This window comes from Spirosoma sp. KCTC 42546 (genome assembly GCF_006965485.1).
Classification (GTDB): Bacteria; Bacteroidota; Bacteroidia; order Cytophagales; family Spirosomataceae; genus Spirosoma.
In genome coordinates, this window is sequence record NZ_CP041360.1 from 3657877 (window position 1) to 3684638 (window position 26762).

20 protein-coding genes are annotated in these 26762 nt (G+C 49.1%); 9 read left to right on the top strand and 11 right to left on the bottom strand.

The window, feature by feature from the left end:
* Nucleotides 1-261 precede the first annotated feature (261 nt).
* Nucleotides 262-1545 (bottom strand): acetyl-CoA hydrolase/transferase family protein, encoded by a 1284-nt coding sequence (locus tag EXU85_RS14885; RefSeq protein WP_142772848.1) that lies wholly within the window; start codon nt 1543-1545, stop codon nt 262-264.
* Between the two features lie 337 nt (nt 1546-1882).
* Between EXU85_RS14885 and EXU85_RS14890 the strand changes: the two genes are divergently transcribed.
* Nucleotides 1883-2407, top strand: a complete 525-nt coding sequence (locus EXU85_RS14890) for an acetylxylan esterase (protein ID WP_142772849.1) — start codon at nt 1883-1885, stop codon at nt 2405-2407.
* Here EXU85_RS14890 and EXU85_RS14895 read toward each other — a convergent pair.
* From EXU85_RS14895 to EXU85_RS14915, 5 genes are all read right to left on the bottom strand, one after another.
* Complete coding sequence (locus EXU85_RS14895; RefSeq protein WP_142772850.1) at nt 2404-3804, bottom strand: GH1 family beta-glucosidase; 1401 nt, start codon at nt 3802-3804, stop codon at nt 2404-2406. The two genes, EXU85_RS14890 and EXU85_RS14895, sit on opposite strands and share 4 nt — an antisense overlap.
* 111 nt (nt 3805-3915) lie before the next feature.
* Nucleotides 3916-4320, bottom strand: coding sequence for a hypothetical protein (locus EXU85_RS14900; RefSeq protein ID WP_142772851.1), 405 nt, complete (start codon nt 4318-4320; stop codon nt 3916-3918).
* Between the two features lie 307 nt (nt 4321-4627).
* Nucleotides 4628-5074 carry a hypothetical protein gene (locus EXU85_RS14905; RefSeq protein WP_142772852.1) on the bottom strand — a complete coding sequence of 149 codons (447 nt, stop codon included), beginning with the start codon at nt 5072-5074 and terminating at the stop codon, nt 4628-4630.
* A gap of 120 nt (nt 5075-5194) precedes the next feature.
* The gene (locus EXU85_RS14910) at nt 5195-6208 is read right to left on the bottom strand and encodes a bile acid:sodium symporter family protein (protein WP_142772853.1); all 1014 of its coding nucleotides are present in this window, start codon (nt 6206-6208) and stop codon (nt 5195-5197) included.
* An 80-nt stretch (nt 6209-6288) separates the two neighbouring features.
* Nucleotides 6289-7119, bottom strand: coding sequence for a helix-turn-helix domain-containing protein (locus EXU85_RS14915; RefSeq protein ID WP_142772854.1), 831 nt, complete (start codon nt 7117-7119; stop codon nt 6289-6291).
* Between the two features lie 105 nt (nt 7120-7224).
* Here EXU85_RS14915 and EXU85_RS14920 point away from each other — a divergent pair, with 105 nt between their 5' ends.
* Nucleotides 7225-8133 (top strand): SDR family oxidoreductase, encoded by a 909-nt coding sequence (locus EXU85_RS14920; protein WP_142772855.1) that lies wholly within the window; start codon nt 7225-7227, stop codon nt 8131-8133.
* An 84-nt stretch (nt 8134-8217) separates the two neighbouring features.
* On the opposite strand, the gene EXU85_RS14925 is transcribed toward EXU85_RS14920, so the two are convergent.
* Nucleotides 8218-9309: a glutaminyl-peptide cyclotransferase gene (locus tag EXU85_RS14925; RefSeq protein ID WP_246859564.1), complete on the bottom strand. Its 1092-nt coding sequence runs from the start codon at nt 9307-9309 to the stop codon at nt 8218-8220.
* 22 nt (nt 9310-9331) lie between these two features.
* Complete coding sequence (locus EXU85_RS14930; RefSeq protein ID WP_142772856.1) at nt 9332-12769, bottom strand: methylmalonyl-CoA mutase family protein; 3438 nt, start codon at nt 12767-12769, stop codon at nt 9332-9334.
* A gap of 252 nt (nt 12770-13021) precedes the next feature.
* On the opposite strand from EXU85_RS14930, the gene EXU85_RS14935 reads away from it, so the two are divergent.
* Nucleotides 13022-13903 (top strand): TraB/GumN family protein, encoded by an 882-nt coding sequence (locus EXU85_RS14935; protein WP_142772857.1) that lies wholly within the window; start codon nt 13022-13024, stop codon nt 13901-13903.
* On the opposite strand, the gene EXU85_RS14940 is transcribed toward EXU85_RS14935, so the two are convergent.
* The 3 genes from EXU85_RS14940 to EXU85_RS14950 all read right to left on the bottom strand — a co-directional run bounded on the left by EXU85_RS14940 (nt 13904) and on the right by EXU85_RS14950 (nt 16068).
* Complete coding sequence (locus EXU85_RS14940; protein ID WP_142772858.1) at nt 13904-14395, bottom strand: hypothetical protein; 492 nt, start codon at nt 14393-14395, stop codon at nt 13904-13906.
* 124 nt (nt 14396-14519) lie between these two features.
* On the bottom strand, nt 14520-15155 hold the full coding sequence (locus EXU85_RS14945; RefSeq protein WP_142772859.1) for an isochorismatase family cysteine hydrolase: 636 nt from the start codon (nt 15153-15155) through the stop codon (nt 14520-14522).
* Nucleotides 15156-15237: 82 nt separating this feature from the next.
* Nucleotides 15238-16068 carry a hypothetical protein gene (locus tag EXU85_RS14950; RefSeq protein WP_142772860.1) on the bottom strand — a complete coding sequence of 277 codons (831 nt, stop codon included), beginning with the start codon at nt 16066-16068 and terminating at the stop codon, nt 15238-15240.
* A 296-nt stretch (nt 16069-16364) separates the two neighbouring features.
* On the opposite strand from EXU85_RS14950, the gene EXU85_RS14955 reads away from it, so the two are divergent.
* The 6 genes from EXU85_RS14955 to EXU85_RS14980 all read left to right on the top strand — a co-directional run bounded on the left by EXU85_RS14955 (nt 16365) and on the right by EXU85_RS14980 (nt 26652).
* A complete protein-coding gene (locus tag EXU85_RS14955; protein WP_246859565.1) occupies nt 16365-17045 on the top strand; it encodes a sigma-70 family RNA polymerase sigma factor in 681 nt (226 codons plus the stop codon).
* A gap of 25 nt (nt 17046-17070) precedes the next feature.
* Nucleotides 17071-18090 (top strand): FecR family protein, encoded by a 1020-nt coding sequence (locus EXU85_RS14960; protein WP_142772861.1) that lies wholly within the window; start codon nt 17071-17073, stop codon nt 18088-18090.
* Nucleotides 18087-21575 carry a TonB-dependent receptor gene (locus EXU85_RS14965; RefSeq protein ID WP_142772862.1) on the top strand — a complete coding sequence of 1163 codons (3489 nt, stop codon included), beginning with the start codon at nt 18087-18089 and terminating at the stop codon, nt 21573-21575. The genes EXU85_RS14960 and EXU85_RS14965 overlap by 4 nt, the downstream gene beginning before the upstream one ends.
* A gap of 111 nt (nt 21576-21686) precedes the next feature.
* Entirely contained in the window at nt 21687-23117 is a 1431-nt protein-coding gene (locus tag EXU85_RS14970) for a RagB/SusD family nutrient uptake outer membrane protein (RefSeq protein ID WP_142772863.1), read from the top strand.
* 147 nt (nt 23118-23264) lie between these two features.
* Nucleotides 23265-25271, top strand: a complete 2007-nt coding sequence (locus EXU85_RS14975) for an FAD-dependent oxidoreductase (protein WP_142772864.1) — start codon at nt 23265-23267, stop codon at nt 25269-25271.
* Between the two features lie 169 nt (nt 25272-25440).
* Nucleotides 25441-26652: a pyridoxal phosphate-dependent aminotransferase gene (locus EXU85_RS14980; protein WP_142776724.1), complete on the top strand. Its 1212-nt coding sequence runs from the start codon at nt 25441-25443 to the stop codon at nt 26650-26652.
* Nucleotides 26653-26762: the final 110 nt, after the last annotated feature.

Sequence of the window (26762 nt, forward strand, 5' to 3'; positions counted from 1 at the left end):
CCTGGTTGTGGATCAAAGCATCTAAATAAGGCGTAGAAGGATTCAATGGGTCTATGTGGTTGAATCGATTTTTATTTTTTGCCACTGGTGTTATCATTGGCTCCTTTCTCTATCCGTTTCATAATAACCAGCCTTTCACCGATAAAGTAGCCATTCAAATACTGCTGGCTCCAGGCATCATTTTTGTCTCGTTGATCTAATGAATAGCTAGTACCTCTTGAGCATACCAGCGCAAAAACTACTTAGATAAAATAGAATAGTCTATAAACTTCCAAAGCGGGCAAACGCCTGTCGTTCCAATTCTTCCTGATGGTCGGGGTGAGCGATGTTGATGAGGGAGCGGGCGCGCTGACGCAGATTTTGCCCGTACAGATTCGCAACCCCAAATTCAGTTACGATGTAGTGAACGTGCGCACGAGTGGTTGTAACCCCCGCACCTTCTTTTAAAAACGGGACAATTTTACTCTGGCCTTTCGTTGTTGTAGAGGCTAGTGCAAAAATTGGCTTGCCGCCCTCCGATAAGCTGGCTCCCCGTACAAAATCCATCTGGCCACCCACTCCTGAATACTGATAGGTTCCGATGGTGTCGGCGCAAACCTGTCCTGTCAGGTCAATTTCGATGGCTGAATTAATAGCAGTCACCTTTGGATTGCGCCGGATGATGGACGTATCGTTGGTAAAGCTGACCTGCTTCATGGCAACGCCAGGATTGTCGTCAATAAAATCATAGACCCGTTTAGTACCCATCACAAAACAGGAAACAATGCGGTAGGGAAGTATCACTTTATTCTCGCCGGTAATGACCCCCCGCTCTACCAGATCAATAACCCCATCCGAGAACATTTCGGTATGGATACCCAGCCCCCGGTGATGAATGAGTTCGGCCAGGGTAGCATTTGGGATGCCGCCAATGCCGAGTTGGAGAGTAGCCCCATCATCGACAAGACTGGCTACGTTTTGCCCGATTTTACGATCCAGTGCACTGATCTCACCCGGCCGTACTTCATAGATAGGTTCATCAACCTCAATCGCAGCATGCAGCATCGAAACGGGAATGAGCCCGTCCCCATGCGTGCGGGGTACGCGGGGGTTGATTTGTGCAATTACATAGGTGGCAGCATGGATGGCCGCTAATGAAATATCGACCGAAGGGCCCAGCGAACAGAACCCGTGTGCATCTGGGGGAGATACCTGAATCAAGGCCACATCAATCGGCAGGATATTTCGCTGGAACAACAGAGGGATTTCGCTCAGAAAAATGGGGACGTAATCGCCGATGCCCTGATTGAGTTGCTTCCGCATATTGGCACCAATGAAGAACGAGTTCGCGCGGAATGAATGGCGGTATTGTTCATCCAGATAGGGCAGGGGGCCTTCGGTATGCATATGGCAAACCTCCACATTGGAAAGTTCCTGTGCACGGGCCACCATTGCCTTGATGAGTACGTGGGGTGTTTGGGCAACGCTATGGATAAATACGCGGTTGCCCGACTGGATCGCCGAAACGGCTTGCTCTGGACTCGTAATCGGAAGATGAAAGGACATTGAGTAGATTGGATAGCTACGTAACTTGTAAAACCGCAAAAGTAGCCGGTGCAGTATCCCGGCAAATTGATAAGTTTCTGGCTGGTTAACTGAGTTTAATCAGTGTTTTGTACTAAATGGGTAGTTGGTCAATACTAGCTTTGATCCTAGTGTACATTTAATACCATGAGAACCACGTTAACGTTCATCATTATCAGTATTGTTAGCCAGATTGTTTACGGCCAACGCACTGAATTTTCACTGCAGGCTGGTTCGGGTTTATTCTCGTTTTACGGGCCCAGTGCGGTTAATGAAACAAGGCTCGGTATGAGCGGTTCTAGCTACCTGACTAATCCATATGGCCGCAAGAGTGGATTTAGTTATAGTATTGCCGGGCAATTTCAGCATTCAACCAAAAATAACTATCTATACGGCGATAGGCTATGAACAGCTAACGAGTCAAGTGGCTATTACGGCAATTGTTGGCGACTTTGGCTATCCTACACCAGCCAATGGCCAGGGTAACCTACAAAATCAGTATTTAAATCTGAACCCATTTGTCGGAAAGCGATTTGGTAACGAACGGTTTAGTATTGATGCAACTGTCGGCCTGGATATTGCCGTTGGTTTACTCAGTCGTGAGTTTGGTAAAGTCCAGCCAGAATACCCATTTCTACAAATGTCGGATCAGAGACGCCCGATTCCTGACGTCGACTTACGTCCTCGCCTGAACCTGACAGGCTATTACCGGATGTTCGGTTTGAGTGCCGGTTATTCGCATGGGTTATCTAATTATGCCGGGAAGCAATTGAGTACTGATGCCCTCATTTATGCTCACTTCTGGCGTGTGGGAATTGCGTATCGATTCGGGAAGCATACTTAACGGCCGACATTACCCCTGATTTGTACGTTTGTCAACAACTGCTGAAACCAGCGTCCCGATGCTTTTACGATTCGTTGTTGCGTTCTGAAATCGACATATACCAGGCCAAACCGAGGCCGATACCCTTCCGCCCATTCAAAGTTGTCCAGAAACGTCCAGGCAAAATAACCATCAACCGGAAATCCATCCTGTTTAGACCGTAACACCTGTTGCAGGTAATTCTGGTGGTAATTAACCCGGGCAATGTCGTTTACTTCTCCTCGTTCAACCCGATCATAAAAGGCGGCTCCGCTTTCGGTTATGTAGATTTTCTTGATGCCTTCGTACTGCGCAAACTGTTGTATGATCCGGTACATGCTTTCGGGGTAAACTTCCCAGCCCATCTCGGTAATGGTCTGCACATTGCGCCGGAGGGGCGACACATCTTTGGCCCACAGGTACGGCATGAAATAAGATTGCTCCACCACCGCCCGGAAATAGTGTTGTAGGCCAACGAAATCAAAATCGAAGGCGAGCCGTTCCATATCCCCAGGTTTAGCCACTTTTTTCGCAATACCTGCCAGGAAAGGTAGCTCTTTCGTTGGATAACCCAATCCCAGCGCAGGCTCAATAAAGAGCCGGTTCATGAGCGCATCCACGCGGGCGGCTGCCGCCTGATCGCTGGGGGTAAATGGATCGATGGGCGAGCAGGAAAAGGTTGTACCCACCAGCGCATCGGGCACGTTCTGTCTAACGATACGTCCGCCTTCGGCCTGTGCCAGGGCAGTATGATGAATAACCGGGAGCAGATTCCGGAAACTCCGCCGACCGGGTGCGTGCTGACCCGTAAAATAACCCAGTACAGAAAACGCCAGTGGCTCGTTCAGAATAATCCAGTGCTTCACCTTGTGGCCAAAGGATTTGGTACAAACGTCGGCAAAGTCAGCGAACCAGTCCACTATTTTTCGATTGGGCCAGCCCCCTTTCAGTTCAAGCGCATGGGGTAAATCCCAATGGTAGAGCGTGATCCAGGGGGTAATACCCAACTGAAGACAGTGGTCGATAAGTCGGTCATAAAAAGCAATCCCGGCTTCATTGATACGCCCGCCATGCATCGGACCAATGCCCTCGGGCAGAATCCTTGACCACGATATGGAAAAGCGGAAGGCATTGAATCCTAGTTCTTTATGCAGCAGGAGGTCGGATTCGTAGCGGTCGTAGAATTCGCAGGCTACATCGGCTGTTTCGCCGGTTTTGATTTTGCCTTTCTGGCGACTGAAGGTATCCCAAACGCAGGGTGTCCGCCCATCGCGGTCAACAGCGCCTTCAATTTGGTAAGCTGCGGTAGCTGTTCCCCATACAAAATCAGGGCCGAACGAACTGTGGTCAAAAGGTAACGAATCAGGCTGGTTTATCAACTGGTTGAGCGGCTATCTTGAACGCAAAAGTACCGCCTTCCTGAACGCAAAATTCCCCAACCCGATAATTTAACATACCGGATTGGGGAGGCACTTCGTAATCTGGTGGGATTAGCCCCGGCGACCATAAGGGCCAGGTTGATTTCGGTTATACCGATTCGGTTGCTGAGCGGCAAACAGCCTGTCGCGTTGCGATGATGTTAGCACGGCCAGCATATCCTGACGTTTGCGTAACTGGAGTTGACGCAGGGCATCGGGCGTCATACGGGAGGTTGCAAAGATGCGGTCGTAATTATCTTCGATCTTATGCAATTGCTTTTCCTGCCTGCGAGACAAACCGACAATGGCGTCGATACGATCTATTTTAATGTCATCCTGATACTGGTCGCGGTCGTAGCGAGAGCCACCGTATTGAGGAGGGCGATTGTCAAATGGTTTTGAATAAACGCCTTGAGCAAAAGAAACCGTAGTTGCTAAGCTGAATAAGGTGAGGGCGGTTGCAAGTATCTTTTTCATGATCAGTTGTGTTTAGTTGTTTTGTTCGTAACTGATTCTTAGAAGCGAATCGATTACAAGCGTTTAATCAGGGTATAGGCCCATCTGGCTGAATGCCAGTTTTGGGATGTTGAAACCGGTAAAATCAGAACTGAATGCCATAGTTTTTTTCGATACTATGGATACAGTTCAGGACTGAAACCAGGTGGACGTGTATGGCCGCAGACGCGTGGATGTTCCGTAGAATAAAACCTCATTCAGTAAAACGACATACGCCATATCCTGGAGATATGGCGTATGTCGTTTTACTGAATGAGGTCAGGCTGGATTAGCCCCGGCGTCCGTAAGGAACGTTCGGCTGGTTTTTGTTATAACGATTGGTTGGCTGATACTGAGCGGCAAACAGCTGATTTCGTTGTGGTACCGTTAAGACCGCCAGCGTTTCCTGACGTTTACGAGCCAGTAGCTCCCGTTTGATATCGGCTGATTGACGAGGATTGGCCAGAAGTCGGTCGTATACGTTATCAATCTTACGAATGTCTTTCTCCTGCCGACGGGATAAGTTTACCAGCGCATTCAGTTGATCAACGGTTAGATCGCCTTGAAACGGGGTATTGTTGGTATATTGGGGATGCTGGTCGTAGGAAGCATTCCGGGGAGACTGGACCCGACCTGGACGATTGTTGTCGAACGGTTTTGAATAAACACCCTGAGCGAAGGTAACTGTAGTAGCCAGGCTGAACAGGGCAATAGCGGAAATGAGTGTCGTTTTCATAATCAGTAGTTGTTTAGTTGTGCGTTACTGATTCTTAGAAGCGAACCGCTCACCAGCGTTTAATCTGGCTTTATGCCCACTTTACTGAATGCCAGTTTGTACATATTGAACCCGGTAGAATCAGGCCTGAGTGCCGTTTGTTTTTTCGAGCTGTCTGGCCATAGACTGGGCTATAATGCTGGCCACGATCAATTGGAGGGCATGGAAGATCATAATCGGGAGTAGTACAACGCCCGCCATACTTCCTGGAAACAGCACATTTGCCATTACACTCCCCTGCACCAGCGATTTCTTGGAGCCACAGAACAACGCTGTAATGCGGTCCTCGCGATTAAAATTCAGGAACCGGCTGAGAAGGGTAATCATCCCAAAAATTAGAAAGAATAAACCCAGCATCAGTGCGGCCAGCCAGAGCAAATCATCCACAGAAATCTTCTCGAATGAGTGAAGTGCAAATGATTCGCAGAAGGCGGTGTATACGATGAGGAGAATTGTGAACTGATCGAAATACCGAAGCGCTGTTTTGTAACGGGCAGCCAGCCAACCCAATCGCTGATTCAGTAAAAGACCCAATATAACGGGCAGAATAACCTGTAGCGTCAATTTCCAGATTACACCCGCCAGGTCGTATTGTCCGGTCGTCGCGACTACTAAATAGCTCATCCAGAGTGGGGTAATGAATACGCCAATCAGACTTGAAATACTGGCGTTGAAAATAGCCGCCGGAATATTGCCTCCCGCAATTGACACCATCACCACCGCCGACGAAACCGTTGACGGCAGAGCGGCAACATAAAAAATCCCCAGCCATAAGAGCTCCGTATCGGGCGTGAGCAGCAGCGAGCGGGCGACTAATACAACCGCTGGGAATACCACGAATGTAGTGAGATGGATAACCAAATGGAGCCGGTAATTACGTAATCCTTCACGCAACTGGCTAAAATTCAGTTTCAATCCATAAAAGAAAAAAATTAGGGAAACGCCGTAAGTGGCAAGGGAAGATAATGAGAAGAGACCTTTCTGAATACCCGGTTCAGGCCAGAGCTTGGCTAACCCAATCATGCCCAATAAAGCGAGAATAAACCAGTCGAGCCCAACGCGGGTAAGAAGGGAACTTAGAGATGTTTTTGCCATACGTAAACATACTGTGTAGAATAAACTTTTCGACAGGATGAACAGGACGACAATCCTGCCGAAAACTTATCCTATATCATTCAATAAAACTTGCCGGATTTGCTGATACATACGCCACCGGTGGCTATTTGTTTAAGAAACTTGCGTGGGCTGATGCCGAGAAAGTAGGTAAAGTCTTTGATGAGGTGGCTATGGTCATAATAGCCAAAAGTAAGCACAAGATCGTGCCAGTCAATGGTTGTTGGGGGCTGTTGATAAAGAAAGTGAAGCACTTTTTTGAAGCGAAGAAAACGACTAAGCTCTTTAGCTGAATAGCCTAAATACGTCTGAAAATGCGTCTGGATACGCCGGGTGGACACCTGATTTGTTTGAGCTAATAACTTTACGGGGTCCAGCGCCAAGTTTTTAAAATAGTTAACGCTGTCCAGTAGAGACAATGCGCCTGCTTCTGAGGGCTTGACAAACGTAAGCGCATAATCGGTTAATAACTCAAGCCTATCCTCTTGTTTCTGCATACCCGAAAGTTGGCTCCAAAGGTCTTGAAAACAGGATTTATCAAGCAGAATGTCAGGATCATATAACTCACCCGGTTTAAGCTGCTGCATGGGTACGCCCAAAAGACGATAGAAGCCATTGAGCGTAAAGTTCACAACAATAACATCTGCACCCGGCGGCAATGTATACGTCAGCATCTTTTGTAAGGGCCCAAGTACGGCTGTCTGATGAATAGTATGGTGGTTGTCTCCAAGGGAAAACGGTACATCAGGACCAAAATTGACAATCAGCAAAAGCTCATAATTGGGAAGCAACTGCTGCTGAATCGCAGGTTCTGATTTGTCAAGCTGAACACTGTAAAAATGACTAAATACCGTAGCCAGGCGTTCATCGGCTTCTACCAGTTGGCTGTTCATGAATAATGCCGTTTCGTTTTCTTACAATTTTTGGGAGTCGCACTGGTAGACCTTTGTCTTACAAACCAGCCAGAAACCGGCAAACCTTACTAAAAAGACAAACGTATGAATACGACCGCAAATTCCATATCACCGCCCTCCGGTGCGAAAACACCAACCCTACTCATCACCGGCGCAACGGGTAGCATTGGTGCCGAACTCACCAAACTACTAGCCGACCAGGGGGTGCCGTTTCGGGCCATGGTTCGGTCACCTAAAGATGCCCAGATGCTGGCTGCGCTTCCGGGTGCTGACGTTAGTTCAGGAGATTTTAATGACGCTGGCTCGTTAGCTACGGCTTTGCAGGGAATTGAGCGGGCATTTCTGCTAACTAATTCATCGGAACAGGCCGAAAAACAGCAACTTGATTTTGTTGCCGAAGCTCAGCGAGCTGGGGTTCAACATATCGTAAAGCTATCGCAATTTGCGGCTGATGCCAATTCGCCGGTACGTTTCCTGCGTTACCATGCGGTTGTTGAGCTGGCTATCCGGGAATCAGGCATGGCGTTTACGTTCCTGCGCCCAAATCTGTTTATGCAGGGGCTATTAGGTTTTCGATCGTCGATTGTTGAGCAGGGTAACTTCTTTGCTGCTGTTGGTGATGCCACCATCAGCCTTGTCGATGTACGCGATATTGCGGCTGTTGCGGCTGCGGCTCTGGTCGAACCCGGCCATGAAGGAAAAATTTATACGCTAACTGGTCCACAGGCACTAACGCATGCTGAAATAGCGGATGAACTCTCAAAAGCGGTAGGACGTCAGATTACGTTTATTGATGTTCCTCCAGCCGCTATGCGGGCAGCGTTGGCTGGAGTAGGGTTTCCCGACTGGCAAGCCGATGGATTGATTGAAGACTATGCCCACTACAGTCGGAATGAAGCGTCGGCGATTGAGGCTGGGGTAGAAGATGCTACGGGTAAACTCCCCAGAAATTTTGCCGATTTCGCCAGGGATTATGCGTCTTATTTTGTTTAAACACAGAGACACAGTGTACACAGAAACTTAAACCCTATTTTCAATTTCTGTGTACGCTGTGTCTCTGTGTCTAACTTTCTTACGTCAACGCAGTGCCACTAACTGTTTCGACTTCGTTTTGAGCTGGATTTTGTAGAGCGTTGGCCAATTTTTGCCTGTCACATAAAACGCGTTTTCGGCAGGTAGAAAGGCTATGCCATTCAACACATTGGCTTCCGTATCGATGCCAGCGGGCAGAATCCCTTTCATGTCGAGGTCCCCAACAACTTTCCCGGTCTTTATATCAATCTGCACAATCCGATTGGTTTTCCAGACGTTGGCGTACACATAGCCGTTCGCATATTCCAACTCATTGAGGTTCATAACAGGGCCCATGTTGTCGTAAACGGCGAGTTCGCGTTTGCGGTGAAAATCAGACGAGAGAAAAAAGAGCCGGTTGCTGCCGTCACTCAGGATGAGCGTTGAATCGGTGTGGGTCAATCCCCAGCCCTGGGTAGGATAACTAAACGTCTTCTCCAGCGTAAAATCTAGTTTATATTGAAAGCATACGCCCGATGTCCAGGTTAGCTGGTAAATTCGGTCGTTCAGAATAGTGATGCCTTCGCCAAAATATTGATTCGCCAGGGGCACCGATTTTAGAATAGTACCCGTTCGGAAGTCAACCTGCATTAGTTTAGATTGACCGTTGAGGCCGGTACTTTCGTATAAAACACCGTTATGAAACTCAAGTCCCTGGGTGAAACTGCTCGCCTGATGCGGATAGGTCGTTAGTACCGAATAGGCAATAGGACGAGGCTTCGTATCAGACCAGAATTCGATGCCTAGTGTATCTAAATGGATCGTTTTATCAGCCATAACACCCCGGACAATTAACCGGTGCAGCCCTACCAGTTCTGAGGCAGACAGGATGGAAAGCGAATTTGCCGACTTCTGAACAATGGGTGCTGCGTTGGTATCCAGTGAAACAGTAGCCTCATTCAGTGGTTGGCTCAACTGGATCGTAATTGTATCCCCGAGTGTATAGGTCGTTTTTGCCAGTGATGCAATGGGCGGCTTTGGTTCATTGGTTTCAGTCTTAGCCGTTTCCTTTTTTTGTTGACAGCCCAGAGCGAACAACACCATCAACCCACTTAAACCGATACGATAAACACTGCCTCTAATTTGATAATACGTCATTGAGTATAAAAGTCTGATTTCATTACATATTCCGCCGGTAACGGCCGCCCACGGCGTAAAGCGCGTTCGATAACTGACCGAGAGAGCATACTTTAGTTGCTTCCAGTAAGCTCTCAAATAGATTGCCATTGGCCAGGGCCGTTGCCTGCAAATTTGCCAGAGCCAGCTCGGCCTCCGTTTGGTTTCGCTCCTGAAAAGCCCGGCATGATTCCACCGCATAGCGTTTTTCTTCGTCGGTGGAGCGGATCACCTCTGCCGGAACAATGGTTGGTGAACCGGCTGGGTCGAGGAATGTATTGACGCCTACGATGGGTAGATCGCCGTTGTGTTTCAGCGTTTCGTAGTACATCGATTCCTCCTGAATCTTACTACGCTGGTACATCCGCTCCATCGCGCCCAGCACACCACCGCGCTCGTTGATGGCCAGAAATTCCTGATAAACAGCTTCTTCAACCAGGTCCGTCAATTCATCAATGACAAACGCACCCTGCAATGGATTTTCATTTTTTGTCAAACCAAACTCGCGGTTGATAATTAACTGAATGGCCATTGCCCGTCGGACGGATTCTTCGGTAGGCGTGGTGATGGCTTCGTCGTAAGCATTGGTATGCAATGAGTTACAGTTGTCGTAAATCGCCAACAGTGCCTGAAGGGTGGTACGGATATCGTTGAAAGCGATTTCCTGTGCATGCAAACTCCGGCCAGAGGTTTGAATGTGGTATTTAAGCTTCTGCGAGCGGTCGTTGGCTTTGTACTTATGTTTCATTGCCTTTGCCCAGATACGCCGGGCTACACGCCCGAGCACGGTGTACTCCGGGTCCATGCCGTTCGAGAAAAAGAACGATAAATTGGGCGCAAACGAATCGACGGACATTCCCCGACTGAGGTAATACTCAACGAATGTAAACCCATTGGAAAGCGTAAACGCCAGTTGCGAAATCGGATTGGCACCGGCTTCGGCGATGTGATAGCCTGAAATCGAAACTGAATAAAAGTTCTGAACCTGATTATCCGAGAAATACTGCTGAATATCGCCCATCATTTTAAGGGCAAATTCTGTCGAAAAGATACAGGTGTTCTGTGCCTGATCTTCCTTCAAAATATCAGCCTGTACCGTTCCCCGCACTTTTCGTAGGGCTTCGGCTTTTATCTGTTCATACACGTCTTTGGGCAGTACCTTATCTCCTGTGGTGCCCAGCAGCGTCAATCCCAAACCATCGTTGCCATCGGGTAGGGGGGCGTTATAGGCAGGGAGGGAGGAGCTCTGAGCTGAGAACACCCCCGCGACTCCCTGCTCCCCGCTCCCTGCTCCCTGCTTTTTCAACCACTTCTCACATTGCTGGTCGATGGCCGCGTTCAGGAAAAAGCCCAGTAACATGGGTGCAGGGCCGTTGATGGTCATGGAAACGGAAGTAGCCGGATCGCAGAGGTCGAAGCCGGAGTAGAGCTTTTTGGCATCGTCCAGCGTACAAATGCTGACTCCCGAGTTGCCAATCTTACCAAAAATATCGGGTCGAAAAGCGGGGTCCTCCCCATACAGGGTGACCGAATCGAAAGCGGTTGAGAGTCGTTTGGCGGGTAAGCCTTTCGATACATAGTGGAACCGGCGGTTTGTGCGCTCAGGCCCACCCTCACCCGCAAACATACGGGTTGGGTCTTCGCCCTCACGTTTGAGTGGGAATACACCTGCCGCGTAGGGAAATTCACCGGGTACGTTTTCGGTCAGGAGCCAGCGTAGGATGTCGCCCCAGTCGTGGTACCTGGGCAAGCTGACTTTCGGGATTTTTAAGTGAGATAACGTTTCAGAATACAGCGGCTGCCGGATGATTTTGTCGCGCACGTTGAACTCATAGAACTCCGCTGCGTAGCGTTTCTGAACAGCTGGCCATTGCTGCAAGAGGGTACGGCAATCAGGCTGAAGTCGGGCTTCGAGTTCATCATATATGCGTTTTAATTCATCTCCGAGGGGTGACCTGGCTGGTTTGGTGTCGTTAACTCCCCCTTCAGGGGGGCGGGGGGTATTTTTTAGTAATTTCAGTGCGCCGTCAAGCTGATACAGCTGTCGGGCCAACGTTGTTTGATCAGTTACGAACTGGTCAAACCGGCGGCTTTCCTCTACTATCTCAGCCAGGTAACGTATGCGATCGGGTGGAATGATAGTGGTTGCTGTATGGGGCATCGGGCGTGGTGTACGGATTTTGTGCTCCTCGCTGTTCCCTGCTGCCGGCTCCACGCCAACCAATTCCATCAGTTTATCAAATAGGGCGTTCATTCCCTCGTCGTTGAACTGGGCAGCTATTGTCCCCAGAATAGGCAGTTCATCGTCGCGTGTATCCCATTGATTATGATTTCGTCGGTACTGTTTCCGGACATCACGCAACGCATCCAGTGAGCCGCGTTTATCGAACTTATTGATCGCGATGACGTCGGCAAAATCAAGCATGTCTATTTTCTCCAACTGCGTAGCGGCCCCATACTCAGCCGTCATCACGTACAAGGTCTTGTCGGCATGCTCGGTAATCTCCGTATCCGACTGACCAATCCCTGAGGTTTCAACGATGATTAGATCGAACGGAGCTGCTTTACAAACATTAATGGCGTCCTGCACGTGGCGACTCAATGCCAGATTTGACTGTCGGGTTGCCAGTGAGCGCATATATACACGGCCTGGTGCACCGGCATGGGAGCTGATGGCATTCATCCGGATTCGGTCGCCGAGCAAGGCTCCGCCCGTTTTTCGTTTCGAGGGGTCGACCGAGATGATTGCCAGGGTTTTATCTAAATAGGTTCGCAGGAATCGCAGGACTAGCTCATCTACCAGCGATGATTTGCCCGCGCCACCCGTACCCGTAATGCCGAGAACAGGCGTGCTTACTTGGTTGAGACGTGGGGTTGTATACGAATCAGGATGATTTTCGGCGGTTGTAATAAGCCGGGCAATCGTTTTAGCGAGTGATGGATCTGCTTGTAGCCCGGCGTTCGGTACGGCAATCGGCAGCAATTCGTAATCACATTGACGTAATAAATCGTCAATCATGCCTTGTAAACCCATGCTTCTCCCATCGTCAGGCGAATAAATACGTGTGATGCCGTACGCATGAAGTTCGTTGATTTCCGCTGGAAGTATCGTGCCGCCCCCTCCGCCGAAAATCTTGATATGCCCTGCGCCAAGTTCATGCAACAGGTCATGCATATACTTGAAAAACTCCAGGTGGCCTCCCTGATAGCTTGTCACGGCAATGCCCTGCACATCCTCCTGAATGGCACATTCCACAATTTCGGCCACCGACCGGTTATGCCCCAGGTGAATGACCTCTGCGCCCGAAGCCTGCATCAACCGGCGCATCAGGTTAATGGCGGCATCGTGCCCATCGAACAGCGATGCCGCCGTAACGATGCGGATTTTGTGCGTAAATGCCTGCGGTTGCGGAGGGACTGATTTAGGGTGTTGAGCAATCATGGACTGGTTTATTGACTACGGCTTAGGAATAGAAATTAGTCCACCAAAGTTACGAATCGAACTGGATTGCAAACTCGTTCGGGTAAATACACCGTTTGTCCAGCCAACAGCTCACTGAACCGACTAGATTGGCTTAGAAGAGCGTTATTTGGTAGCTTTGGGAACGCTGATTCGTAAGAACGGGTAGGCTTTACCAGGCGTATTTTTAACTCATAATGATCCTAAAAATCTGCGTGCCATACGATAACGAACATGAAAAAAAATATAGCATCTAAAATTGCCCTGGCGGGCCTACTCGCAACGAGTACGTTGACTACACAAGTTCAGGCCCAGGACAAAGCATTACTGTACGAAGTAACAGGCCCCGGATTATCGAAGCCATCGTACCTGTATGGTACCTTTCATCTCATTTGCCCCAACGATCTCCAAATAACCGACGAGATTAAAAAAGCAGTTGGCGATGCCCAGCAGGTGTATCTGGAACTGGATATGGATGATCCTGCCATGATGGCAAGTATGCAGAAGGCAGTGATGATGTCGGGCGGCAAGTCGGTTAAAGAACTACTGTCTGCCGACGATTACACCGTATTAGACAATTACCTCAAGCAGAAAATGGGTATGGGACTGGCGCAAATGGGCATGTTCAAACCCATTGGGATAATGTCGATGATGTACATGACCATGCTGCCTTGTCAACCTGCGTCCTACGATATGACCTTTGCACAAATGGCAGCCGCTGATAAAAAGGAAGTTTTTGGCCTTGAAACCATTGAAGCTGAAATGGCTGCTTTAGATAAAATCCCGCTCACAGAACAGCTAAAAGGGTTGGTTGATATGGCGAAGAATCCCGATGAAGCGAAGAAGGAGTTTGCTGAATTGATCGACACATACAAAGACCATGACCTTGGCAAGCTGATGGGGTCCATGAAAACCAGCAAATTCAGCGGGGGGGATTTTTCGCAGTTTGAAGAGAGTCTACTCGGGGAGCGGAATAGCAATTGGATTCCAGTTATTGAGAAAGCTGCGAAAGAAAAACCCACCTTTTTTGCCTTCGGAGCCGGGCACCTGGGTAACGAAAAAGGAGTTGTGAATCTGCTGCGTAAAAAAGGGTACACCGTGAAGCCGTTGCAGTAACTAATACCGACGATGGGTCAAGGTGAACAGATAACCTGTATAGTTGCCCGACATGCCATTGCCACTCCAGACGGGCTGGCAGGTAACGATGGTGTTGGCTGCCTTTGCCGACGTAAATAACTGACGATCGGTTGTAACAGGGTCAATCTGGTAGCCAAGTTTAATTAATTCGGCCCGTAATGTTTCATACTGTTCTTTTGATTGCACCTGATACGTCAGAATATCCGACCGGCTATTGCGATCATACTGAATGAGCGCCAATGACTGAGATGGATCCTGAATGTACGGCGTCGGCTGGTAGGCGAACAAACAGGTCCAGCCGTTTAATCCCCCCGAACTTTTGTAACAAACAAATCCCTCCCGAAACATACAGGCGTCAAACTTATCGGCAGATGTACTCAGGCATTGAAACAGATCCGGCATGTGCACGCGCTGAGCGAACGAAGTAGAGTGCCAAAGAAAAAAGCCAAGTAACAGAGCTGAGAAGCGCATTGGTTAGGTAACGAATTATTGATAGTGAGGTAAGGTATCATTACCTCACTATCAATAATTCGGCCAGAATCTGACGGTAGTGGCATCCTGGAGCTCAGTTGACCTACTTCCTTCTGTGAACCAGTTACCGCAAAATCACCGATTCTGTATCCGTAGATACATTTTTTGCCAGCCCTGTCAGGTCAAGTTGAGTAGAGGGTGATGTATCGGCCTGAAGAACGCGCTTCATATATGCAAGGGCATCGTAGGAATGAGTTGCTTTGATAGCGGCCACACAGTCGGAGGGTACGCTGAGTGTTAAATCTCGCATAAAGGCATCATTGGCCGAAAAAAGGACGCAGGAGTCGGTACTGATACCCGTCAAGATTAGATGCTTTACCTTCAGATAGGTTAGCAACACGTCCAGCGACGTCTCGTAAAAGGCAGAGTTCTTGGGTTTAAGCACAAAATAATCGTCATGTTCAGGTTTGAGCACTTCGGCCAGATACTGTCCCCGAACGTGATCGGTTAGCACATGGTCAACAACTTCATTGAAGTTCGACCGCCATCGACCAAAATTATCGTTGGTGTAAATGACAGGTATATTGCTGGATTTGGCTCGTTGTTTTAGGGCAGCAATGGTTTCGGCCACACGGCAGGCTGGTTCTAAAAGGGTATCTCCTCCAGGAAACTCCAGATCATTGATCATGTCGATGATCAACAGAGCTACAGGTGATGAATCAGGCACATTTCCATGCAAATTTCCATTTTTAGCGTCCATACGTTACGTTAGATAGAACGGGTTATGTATATCCTTCATAACTATTTCTTCTCCCAGTTAACTCTATTTTCGCCGTCAATTGTTAGTTGGCGGGCTTGGTGGTATACTCCATAAATCGGTAAACTTCCTGCCGTACAAAGTCAAATACCTGGGCTGTCTGGTTACGCAGTTGCTTATACGCCGGGGCTGGCATAACCGGATTCGGTGTATCGGCTAATACCGGATTCGCTACGGCTCCAAGGTTGCTTACATACTGGGCAATACTGAATTCGTAGCCTTTTTCGCTGCCATTAGGGATAATTAATGACGAAAAATCCCAGCCGAGCAGGTTGTTTCGTTTAATGCGTTCTTCGCTGAGTCGCTTTAATTGACCAACGGTACCCTCATAGTCAGCACCTGGATTCCGACGACGAATCCGGTCGATCACCATCAGTTGCGTACCGTCAGGCGCGAATTTTGGTGCGTACGTACCGTCATTGATTTCCCAGATTTCTATTTTAACGACGGGAGCCGTGTTACGGTCACGCCGTTGCAGATCCGCCATTTTCTGTTGGACGCTATCGCCATAAATTCGGGCCATTGCTTCCGGCGATGCGCCTTTTATGGCCATCTCATGGGTTACAATTCGGGTTACATAGTCGTATTCGGTCTGGTTCGGGTTCGACGTGAACTGCTTGACAGTCATGTACCAGCCCTCGAGTTTACCCTCATCAACAGCGGCCTGATTTACTTTTTTCCATTCCCGTTCAACAGGTAACGCATCCTGAATGGTAAGGCCCGGATTCAGTTTGTGATAAATCAGGTACATGTAGGTTTTCTGGGGCGTTTTCGATTGGGCTGATGCGCCTGAACTACACAGAAATAAAAAGCTTAAAACGATACTAGCGTTTCGGAACGTAGACGGGGAAATCATACTAAGAGAATGGAGATTAGGTAGGCTGGTCATTTGATTTACTTGAAAAGGCATTCACGGACGTTGGTTACCTACCTGATGATGATAGAACGCGGATTTTTATGATGATTATGATTGATTTATGATTTTAAAAATGAGATGAAATTAATTGGCCAGTCACTGTTTTGAAAACCATAACCTGATCATAACCATCATGAAAAATCAGCGGGCTATTGCATTTTATAAATAAAAAATAAAAATGGATTGGGGGATTTTTCGGGCGAACTTGTCTTAGTCATACCAGACCCTTCTACTCGATGCCCGCTAACGTGATTTCTTTTCGCCCTCATACCGATCCAACACCCGTTGGGCCAACCCCGTTGCCTCGTAGTGATACCGACGCTCCTATACCTATGTCGCCGGATGGTGAACTGTTTATCCGAAATGCGTTTGCCACAGACCCACGAGTAGGGTGTGAGCTGCTCTTTCGTCAGTATTTTGCGCCCTTATGCAGCCATGCCATTCGGTTTGTTTACAACCGGCAGGCGGCAGAGGACCTGGTAGCCGATCTATTTTACACCTTTTATACCAGGGAACTGTACAAACAAATCACCGGCTCGTATCGGGCGTATCTCTATCAGGCGGTTCGAAATCGGTCCTATAACAGCCTGCGCTGGGAATTAAGTCGGCAGGAAACGTTGCCGGATGACCTTGATCGGCCTGATCTGGAAACTACCCAACCCGACCGGCTTCTGCAACAGGATGAACTCTACAGGGCCTTGGAACTGGCGGTTCAGCAGTTGCCTACCCAACGACAACGCGTGTTTTTGCTCAGCCGGTTTGAAGGTAAATCGTATAAAGAGATTGCCCTGGAAATGGGGCTGGCCCCTAAAACAGTGGAGAATCATCTGCTAAAGGCTACTTCTACGGTTCGGCAACTCCTCCGGCAACAAAAGCTGATTAGCTGGGGCCTATTGGTAGTCATGGCCTTTTCCTAAAACTCAACGATAAATCCACCATTTTATGGAACCACCTAAAGAACTGGTATTTAGCTACTTTGCTGGACGGGCTACGTCCGTTCAGCAGAAAGTTATTGGCGAATGGCTCAGTCAACCCGGTAGCCGCGAAATTTATTTTCAATGGCTCGATGAATGGGAACGAAGCTTTCCCCAATACACGCCCGATGTCACGAAGAATCTGGACCGCTTCCGTCAGCGAATCGATACACCAACGGACCTCCCCTTACAATCACAACGACTGCTGTTGACTAAGCCAGACCGGAACTGGTATAGGGGTCGTTGGCTCGTGGCCGCTACGGTTGCACTGGCTTTCCTCACCAGCGGCTGGTTTTTCCGGGACTCAGTCCTGTATTATACCGTGGCGACCGGCCCACACCAGCTTCGGTCGCTCAAATTGCCCGACGGCTCGCTGGTTTCGCTGAATAGCCGCTCAACGTTGCGGGTACCCCGTGTTGGGTATGGCTGGCTTTCCCGACGCGTTGCCTTAACGGGAGATGCCGTGTTTGATGTACAGCATTTGCCTAGTAATCAGACATTTGTTGTTCAGGCTATGGATGGACTGGATGTGGAAGTACTGGGCACCGAATTTTCCGTTCGGAGTGGAGTTGAGCGTGCAGAAGTGGTACTCAAGCGAGGTCGTGTTAACCTGCATTATGCCACCGATAATCAACCTGTTCAGGACTTGCTCATGAAGCCCGGCGATCGGGTCACGCTCGATGGACGAGGGTCTTTACAACTCCAGACCCAACCCGACACGACTCAGTTTGCCCAATGGCGGTATCGGTTGTTTAGTTTCAACAATACGCCCCTGCGGGAAGTCGCCAGCCAAATTCAGTATGTATTTGGCGTTAACGTTCAACTCACCGACCCAGCATTGGCCCGACGGACCCTGACCGGTACTATTCGCGCAGGCTCTTCCGATGAACTGGCAGATGCCCTGGCCGAACTCCTTGAACTACGAGTTAGCCATCGTGGTCAGAACCTTATTTTTTCAACTGCTTCCGAACCCCAACTCACTCAATGAGAAAACCAGTACCACTCACACTGATAACCGGTTGGTTACTCAGCGTCGGTTACGGACATACCGTAGCGCAAACCCTGGCTTTTGCCCGAACAACTCAACAAGCGCTTACTACGCAGCCGGGCAAGACCAAAAGTCTTAGTATGGCAAATCAGCCGCTCAAACAGACCCTGTTACAACTGAAAGAACATTACGGCGTCGATATTTTATTTGAAGAATCCGTAGTAGCGCGCCACCTAAGTCCGCTTGAACCGCTTGATTTGAATGCCCGCCTGGAAACGAATCTAAACGCATTACTTAAGCCCAATGGGTTGAAATTCAAGAAGCTGCGCTCGGGAGCTTATTTGATTTTAGCGCCTAAAAACAGCGATAGAGCTATTATTAGCCTGCCCGACTTACCACCCCAAACAACGGCGGGTCCCGTTCAGTTATCCGGCTTGACTAATCTGTCGGCCGCCCAGTTGACAGAGCAAGTGCCAACAGATATCCGGGTATCAGGACGCGTAACGGGCGAAACCGGAGAGGCACTGCCGGGGGTGAGCGTGGTAGTGAAAGGCTCGCCGAGGGGGACAACAACCGATGCACAAGGGCGCTATCAGCTCACTATACCAAACGACCGTATCGACGGCTCAGGCATAACACTGGTGTTTAGCTTCGTAGGCTATACCAGCCAGGAGAAAGTTATCCGTAACCAATCGACTCTTGATATTCAACTCCTGCCCGACACCAAATCGCTGAATGAGGTGGTTGTGGTAGGCTATGGACAGGTGAAAAAGAGTGACCTGACGGGTTCAGTTGCTACAGTGCCCGTGGAGGAGATTCGTAAAGTAGCCGTTACTTCACTCGATCAGGCACTACAAGGCCGGGCTGCCGGGGTACAGATTACCCAGAACTCGGGGGCTCCGGGGGGTACAACAAGCATCCGGATTCGGGGTGGCAATTCCATTCAGGGAGATAACGAACCCTTGTATGTGATTGATGGCATCCCGTTTAAAAATGATGGCGCCAACAGCGGGTCAAATTTTAACGTCCTGAGTACCCTCAATCCAAGTGATATTGAGTCTATTTCGGTCCTGAAAGATGCGTCGTCTACGGCCATCTATGGGTCAAGAGGTGCCAACGGTGTGGTAATCATTACAACCAAACGCGGGAAGGCGGGCAAATCGACCATCAATTTCGAAACCTACTACGGTGTTCAGCAGGTACGCCGGAAATACCCGGTGCTTAACGCACGGGAGTACGCTCAGTTTGTGAACGATGCCAATACAAACGAGGGCCGTCCGGCGGTATATACGCAGGCACAGGTCGATGCATTTGGCGTTGGCACCGACTGGCAGGATGAGATTTTTCGGCAGGCACCCATTGCCAACTACCAATTGTCGATGAGTGGGGGCGATGAAAAAACCCAATATTCCATTGGGGGGGGGTATTTCAAACAGAACGGCATTATTGTCAATTCCGATTTTGACCGGTACTCGTTCCGGATCAATCTGGATCGGAAGCTGACCAATAAAATTAAAATTGGGAATAGCCTGACCGTCAACCGGACCGTTACGAATCAGGCCCGTTCGGATGGGGATTTAGGGAGTGCAGGTCTGGTTACGATGGCGGCTTTACAATTTCCCTCGATCTTGCCGGTACGGAATCCGGACGGCACCTATCTGCTAACCGATCCGGCGCTCACCTTCACGGCCGACAACCCCGTTGCACTAGCCCGTGATAATAAAAACCGCACAACGGCTTATCGTATTTTTGGCAGTGTCTTCGGCGATTATCAGATCATTGATGGCTTGAACTTGCGGGTGTCGCTGGGCATAGATGCGATACTGCAAAAACAGGATTCTTACCTACCTCGCTCGGTATCAAGTGGGTTGGCGCAGGGCGGAGCCGCGTCGATCTATAATTCCCAGGCAACGACCTGGCTGAATGAGAACCTGTTGACCTATTCGCGAACCTTCAATACGGTCCATAACATAAGTGCCTTGCTGGGCTATACGCAGCAGGCCAACCGGACGGAAAGTAGCCGGGCGCAGTCTCGTAATTTCGTGAACGATAACCTGGGATCAGGTAACCTGGCGTCTGGTTCGGTACCGCTCATTCCCGAATCGGGTATTGGCACCTGGGGGCTTCAATCGTATCTGGCCCGCATTAATTACGGCTACAAGGATAAATATTTGCTGACAGCCTCGTTCCGGGCGGATGGTTCCTCTCGCTTTGGGTCCAACAAACAGAATGGCTATTTCCCATCGGCGGCCCTGGCCTGGCGGGTTTCGGAAGAAGCGTTTTTAAAGAACAACCGCGTTATCAACGACCTGAAACTTCGGGCTACGTATGGATCGACGGGTAATCAGGATGGTATTGGCAACTACCCGGCCTATTCGCTGCTGGGAACTCAGAATTACGTTTTTGGTAATACCGTGTCAACTGGGCTGGGACCAAACCAGATTGCGAACCCGGATTTATCGTGGGAAACAACAACCCAGGCCGACATGGGTGTGGATGTGGGATTCCTCAATAACCGTATCACACTGACCGCCGATGTATACCTGAAACGTACGAAAGACCTGCTCCTGAATGTGACCCTGCCGAGCACATCAGGGTATTCAAGCGCCATTAAAAACCTGGGCAAGGTGGAGAATAAAGGGGTTGAACTGAGTATTTCGTCGCGTAACATTGATGGCGCATTCAAATGGACAACGGATGTAAATTTTGCCCTCAACCGCAATAAAGTGCTGGATATTGGCGGTGCACCACAGATTTTTGCCGGCAACGTAGCCAACATCGGCCAGAACCTTAACTCCGGTATCATTCGGGTAGGGGAGCCATTGGGGTCATTCTTTGGCTACGTGACGAACGGGCTCTATCAAACGACCGATGAACTTACCGCGCTTGCTGATCCACAGGCCAAAAAGCCCGGCGATCGTAAATACCTAGACCTGAACGGCGATAAGAAAATAGACGATAACGATCGGACGATCATTGGTCGGGCGCAACCCAAATTCATTGGCGGTATCAGCAATACATTTTCGTACAAAGGAGTCGAGTTGACCGCCTTTTTTCAGGGCGTGTACGGCAATAATATTCTGAATGCGAACCGCTATGAACTGGAATACCTGAACGCCACTACAAACCAGGACCGGGATGTGTTGAACCGCTGGACGCCCACCAATACCAATACGGACATCCCACGAGCGTCTACCACCCGCCCTGCCAACCGCGTGTCAACCCGGCAGATTGAGGATGGGTCGTATCTCCGCCTGAAGAACATTCAGTTGGCCTACAATCTGCCCGCGTCGGTTCTCAAAAGCCTGAAAATCCAATCGGTTCGGGTGTATGCAACGGCGCAAAACTTCCTGACCTGGACCAGCTATTCGGGCTACGACCCGGAAGTGAACCGGTTTGGTCAGGATAGCCGGAGTCAGGGATTCGATTACGCCAGCTACCCAGCAGCTAAAACGCTTCTATTTGGCCTGAACGTGGGTTTTTAAACAAATGGACAATGTGTAATGCAAAATGTACAATGATCAATTACCGGGCTATTTGTGATTTTTACATTATACATTGTTCATTATCCATTTTACATTATTCATAATTGGACAATGAAAAAGATAGTATTCCTCCTTTGCCTGATTAGCGCCATGACCTCCTGTGAGGTGTTGAATCAAACACCAGAATCGAGTTTTACACCCGCTAATTTTTACAAGAATGCCGATGATGCCAAAGCGGCTGTAAGTGCAATCTATGATCCTCTGAACAACGCCAATATGTATGGGCAGGTGATGTGGATTTTGCAGGACCAGGCCACCGACGATGCCGAATGGGGTAACGGTCGCTCGACGGCTAATCAGCCCAAGAACGATCTCGATAAATATACGTTTACACCGGCTACCTCTACGTTTCAGTCGCTCTGGTCAACGGTTTACTCAGCCATTAATCGGGCCAATACGGTCATTGCGCGTGTACCGGGCATAGCCATGGACAACGATCTGAAAGCGCGCTATATAGCTGAGGCTAAGTTCATGCGTGGGTTCTATTACTTCACACTGGTTCGATTGTTTGGGGGCGTGCCATTGATAACAGCCGAAACGACATCGTTGAATAATCTGACTGTAGCCAGGGCATCTGTGGATGACGTGTACAAACTGATCGTTCAGGACTTTACGGAAGCCGAAACCGTTTTGCCAACGACCTATTCTACTGCCGACAGAGGACGGGCAACTAAGGGGGCTGCAAAAGCCTTTCTGACCAAAGTATACCTGACACGCCAGGACTGGGCTAATGCATCGGCTAAAGCCAAAGAAGTGATTGCGCTGGGTGTATACGACCTTTGGGCGAATTTTGCGGATGCGTTTCTGATCGCCAACAAAAATGGTAAAGAAGGGGTTTTTGAAATGCAGGCGTTGAGTGGTGGCTTCAATGAAGGAAGTTGGATGCAGGGGTATATGCGGCCCAACTTCGATCGGGTGAATGGGGTAGCTGGTTTCGGAGATGATCCTGCTACCGACAATCTGTATAAGGCCTACCGTGCTGATGATAAACGCCGAAATGTAACGCTTAAGCTCTATTCTGCATCGAGTACACCCGCGGCTCCTGCCAGCGTTTTGTTCCCCTGCTACGTTTACAAATACTTAGATCCTAGTGCTACCGGTAACAACGACGGTGGAAATAACTATCCCATCATTCGGTACGCCGATGTTCTGCTCATGTATGCCGAAGCACTGAACGAGCAAACACCGAATAATACGGACGCCTATTCAACTATCAACCGGATTCGGAACCGGGCGGGTTTGCCAAATCTGACTGCCAACCTGAGTCAGGCTCAGTTTCGGGATAGTTTATTGCTGGAACGACGGCTGGAACTGGCCTTCGAAGGGCATCGCTGGTATGATCTGGCGCGTACCAAACGATTGATCAGCGCCATGAAAGAGCAGAATCCAACGATCGCCGTCGACGAACATCATTATCTGTTCCCAATTCCTCAAACCGAACGGGATGTCAACCCCTTGTTGACCCAGAATCCGGGTTATTAGTAATCGCAAAAGATAGTGAACACAGAGCCGCAGAGAACACAAAGGATACGATTCTAATTGATTGAGGAAGTATAATTTCTCCGTTCAATTGAAAAATTCTTTGTGTTCTCTGCGGCTCTGTGTTCAATAAACCCTTTCAAATCATGTATGAAAAAACTACTAATTCTCTTTGTCTGCATTCCATTAGTAGCTAGAACTGTAGTTGCCCAGAATTCCCCGGTTACCGTTGATATCTGTGTGTATGGTGGTTCATCGGCGGGAGTTATTGCAGCTTATACAGCGAAGAAAATGGGGAAATCTGTGATCCTGATTGAGCCCGGACGGCACCTGGGTGGCCTGACTACGGGCGGACTGGGCTATACAGACATTGGAAATAAATACGCCATTTCGGGTATTGCCCGGGATTACTACCGGCGGATCGGCAAGCACTACGGTAAGTTTGAACAGTGGATTTTTGAGCCCCATGTTGCGGAAGATCTGTTTAAAGATTACGTTAAACGGGCAGATGTTAACGTCTTGTATGCCTACCGACTCGTGTCGGCAACGAAGCAAAACGGATCGATTCAAAGCATAACCCTGGAGCCCTCGTCGGGGAGTGGAGGGAATCGGGTGATCAAGGCTAAAATGTTTCTCGACTGTACCTACGAAGGGGACCTGATGGCCAAGGCGGGCGTTAGCTATACCGTTGGCCGCGAAGACAACAAGCTGTACGGGGAAACCTACAACGGTGTTCAACTGCTCGACAAGCATCAATTTGCCGATGGGGTAGACCCCTATAAAATTCCCGGCAAACCCGAGAGCGGTTTATGCTGGGGTATTAGTCCGGCGGCTTTGCAGCCCATCGGTAGCGGAAATAAACAGGTTCAGACCTATAATTTCCGTATCTGTTTGACCAGCAATCCGGCCAACATGATCCCGATCACGAAGCCAGAAGGCTACGATTCAACCCACTATGAATTGTTGTTGCGGGCTATAGAGAAAAACCCCAAGCTGGCGTTTAACACCATCCTGAAGCCTGACTGGATGCCGAATCAGAAAACGGATATCAATAATAATGGCCCGTTTTCGACCGACATGATCGGCATGAATTATGACTTTCCCGAAGGCAGTTACCAGCGTAGGGCCGACATTCAGCGGCAGCATGAATTGTATAACAAAGGCTTACTCTATTTTATCGGCCATGATCCACGGATGCGCCCTGATATTCAGGTTGAAATGCGCAAACTAGGCTACCCTAAAGACGAATACACAGACAGCGGGAACTGGTCAACCCAAATGTATGTGCGGGAAGCCCGGCGTATGATTGGCTATTATGTGATGACCCAGGCCAACTGTCAGGGGCGCAACGTAGTGACAGACGGTGTGGGAATGGCTGCGTACACAATGGATTCACACAATTGCCAGCGGATCGTGATCGAGAAGAACGGACTAAAAATGGTTAAAAACGAGGGCGATGTTCAGGTAGGCGGTTTCCCTCCATATCCGATCTCATACCGATGCCTGATTCCGAAAGAAAACGAATGTAAAAACCTGCTCGTACCGGTTTGCCTCTCAGCCACGCATATTGCGTATGGATCTATCCGTATGGAACCCGTATTTATGGTACTGGCCCAGTCGTCGGCGGTGGCAGCGAGCATGGCCATTGATGGAAAAACATCGGTACAGGCCATTGATGTGAAGAAGCTCCAGGCGGAATTAAAAACCAACCCTTTGGCGGATGGCAGTACGCCTGAAATTCTGGTGGATAACGATGATACAGCCCATACAACCCGTACGGGTGACTGGACTCGCGACAACAACCCCAAAGGCGCTTACGGGCCAAGTTATTTTACCGCGAAAGCTGCTGATGGAGAGGTGAAAACAGTTCAGTTTAGCCCTGCCGTAACAAAAGCAGGGGACTACAATATCTATATTTATTTTCCGAAGCTTATGGGGGCATCAGGTAAAACAACCATTACCGTTTCGGATGGTAAACAACGCAAAGACGTAACTATCCGTGAGGCTGATATCCGGGTCGAAGGCCAGACATCGGGTGAGTGGGTGCCACTCGGTTCGTTTACGCTAACGCCGGGTCAGAAAAGCTATGTTGAGGTATCAACGAAAGAGGCCGACGGAGTTGTAGTGGCCGACGCCGTGTTATTCGTGCCTAACTAACGGTTTCTATCTGAAATTGCGTGCTGCTTTGGTGTCGGTTACTACTAACCGACACCAAAGCAGCACGCAATTTTTTCTGTACAGGCAGTATACCTAAACTTGTCAGACAGTTCCGTACTTTTGCGGCATGGAATTAGCGTGCATAGACGAAGTAGTAGAAGTGCCTGGTATGGAAATACTTAAAAGCGATCGGCTTACCCATCTGAAATATGACATTCGGGGCCCTATTTACGAGAAATCACTTGAACTCGAAAGTCAGGGTTACAAAATCATCAGCCTGAACATTGGCAATCCTGCCACCTTCGGTTTCGACGCCCCCGACGAAATTGTCCACGATATAATTCTGAACATCCGCAATGCGCAGGGCTATTCCGACTCGCGGGGGCTATTTGCGGCCCGTAAGGCGGTCATGCACCATACCCAGAATATTGGTCTCCCAGGTATCGAAATCAACGATATTTACATTGGTAACGGGGTAAGTGAGTTGATTATGCTCTCCATGCAGGCGCTCCTCAATGAAGGGGATGAAGTGCTGGTTCCATCACCCGATTACCCACTCTGGACGGCTTCTGTAGCGTTTTGTGGAGGCAAGCCTGTTCACTATGTCTGCGACGAAGCGTCCGATTGGAACCCCGATCTGGTTGATCTGGAACAAAAAATTACACCCCGCACTCGGGCTATCGTTGTCATAAACCCGAATAATCCAACGGGTGCTGTGTACGACAAAGCCGTATTGGAAGGAATCGCCCGTATTGCCGAGCGGCATAAACTGATCGTTTTTTCGGATGAGATTTACGACCGGATTCTATACAATGGAGCTGTCCATTTTCCAATCTCCAAGATGATTAATGATACGCTCTGCATCACCATGGGCGGATTGTCGAAAAATTACCGGGCGGCTGGTTTTCGGGGCGGTTGGATGATTCTGAGCGGTGCTCGAAAACGAGCCAAGTCCTACATTGAAGGGCTGACCCTGTTAGCCAGTATGCGGTTGTGTGCGAACGTGCCTACACAATATGCTATTCAAACGGCTTTGGGAGGCTATCAGAGTATTAATGATCTGGTGGTTCCAACGGGTCGTTTATACAAACAGATGATGCTCGCTTATGAGCGGATGACGGCCATTCCGGGCGTTAGCTGCGTAAAGCCCAGAGGTGCTTTGTACATTTTTCCGAAAATTGATCTGAGCCAGTTCCGCCTGGAAGATGATGATGATTTTGTGCTGAATCTGTTGACAGAGCAAAAAGTGCTCGTTGTGTCGGGAAATGGCTTCAATTACAAACAAAATGATCACTTCCGAATTGTTTGTCTGCCAACAATCGATGAGTTGACCGTAGCCATGGATCGGATCGAGTACTTCCTGGAAACCAGGCGCAAGTAAGCGGCTATACAGGTATAGTTACACACAAAAGGGCTCGACTAGTCGAGCCCTTTTGTGTGCCATGTCATTGCAGTTGGGAGGCTAAAGGGCATTCATAAATGCATGAAACG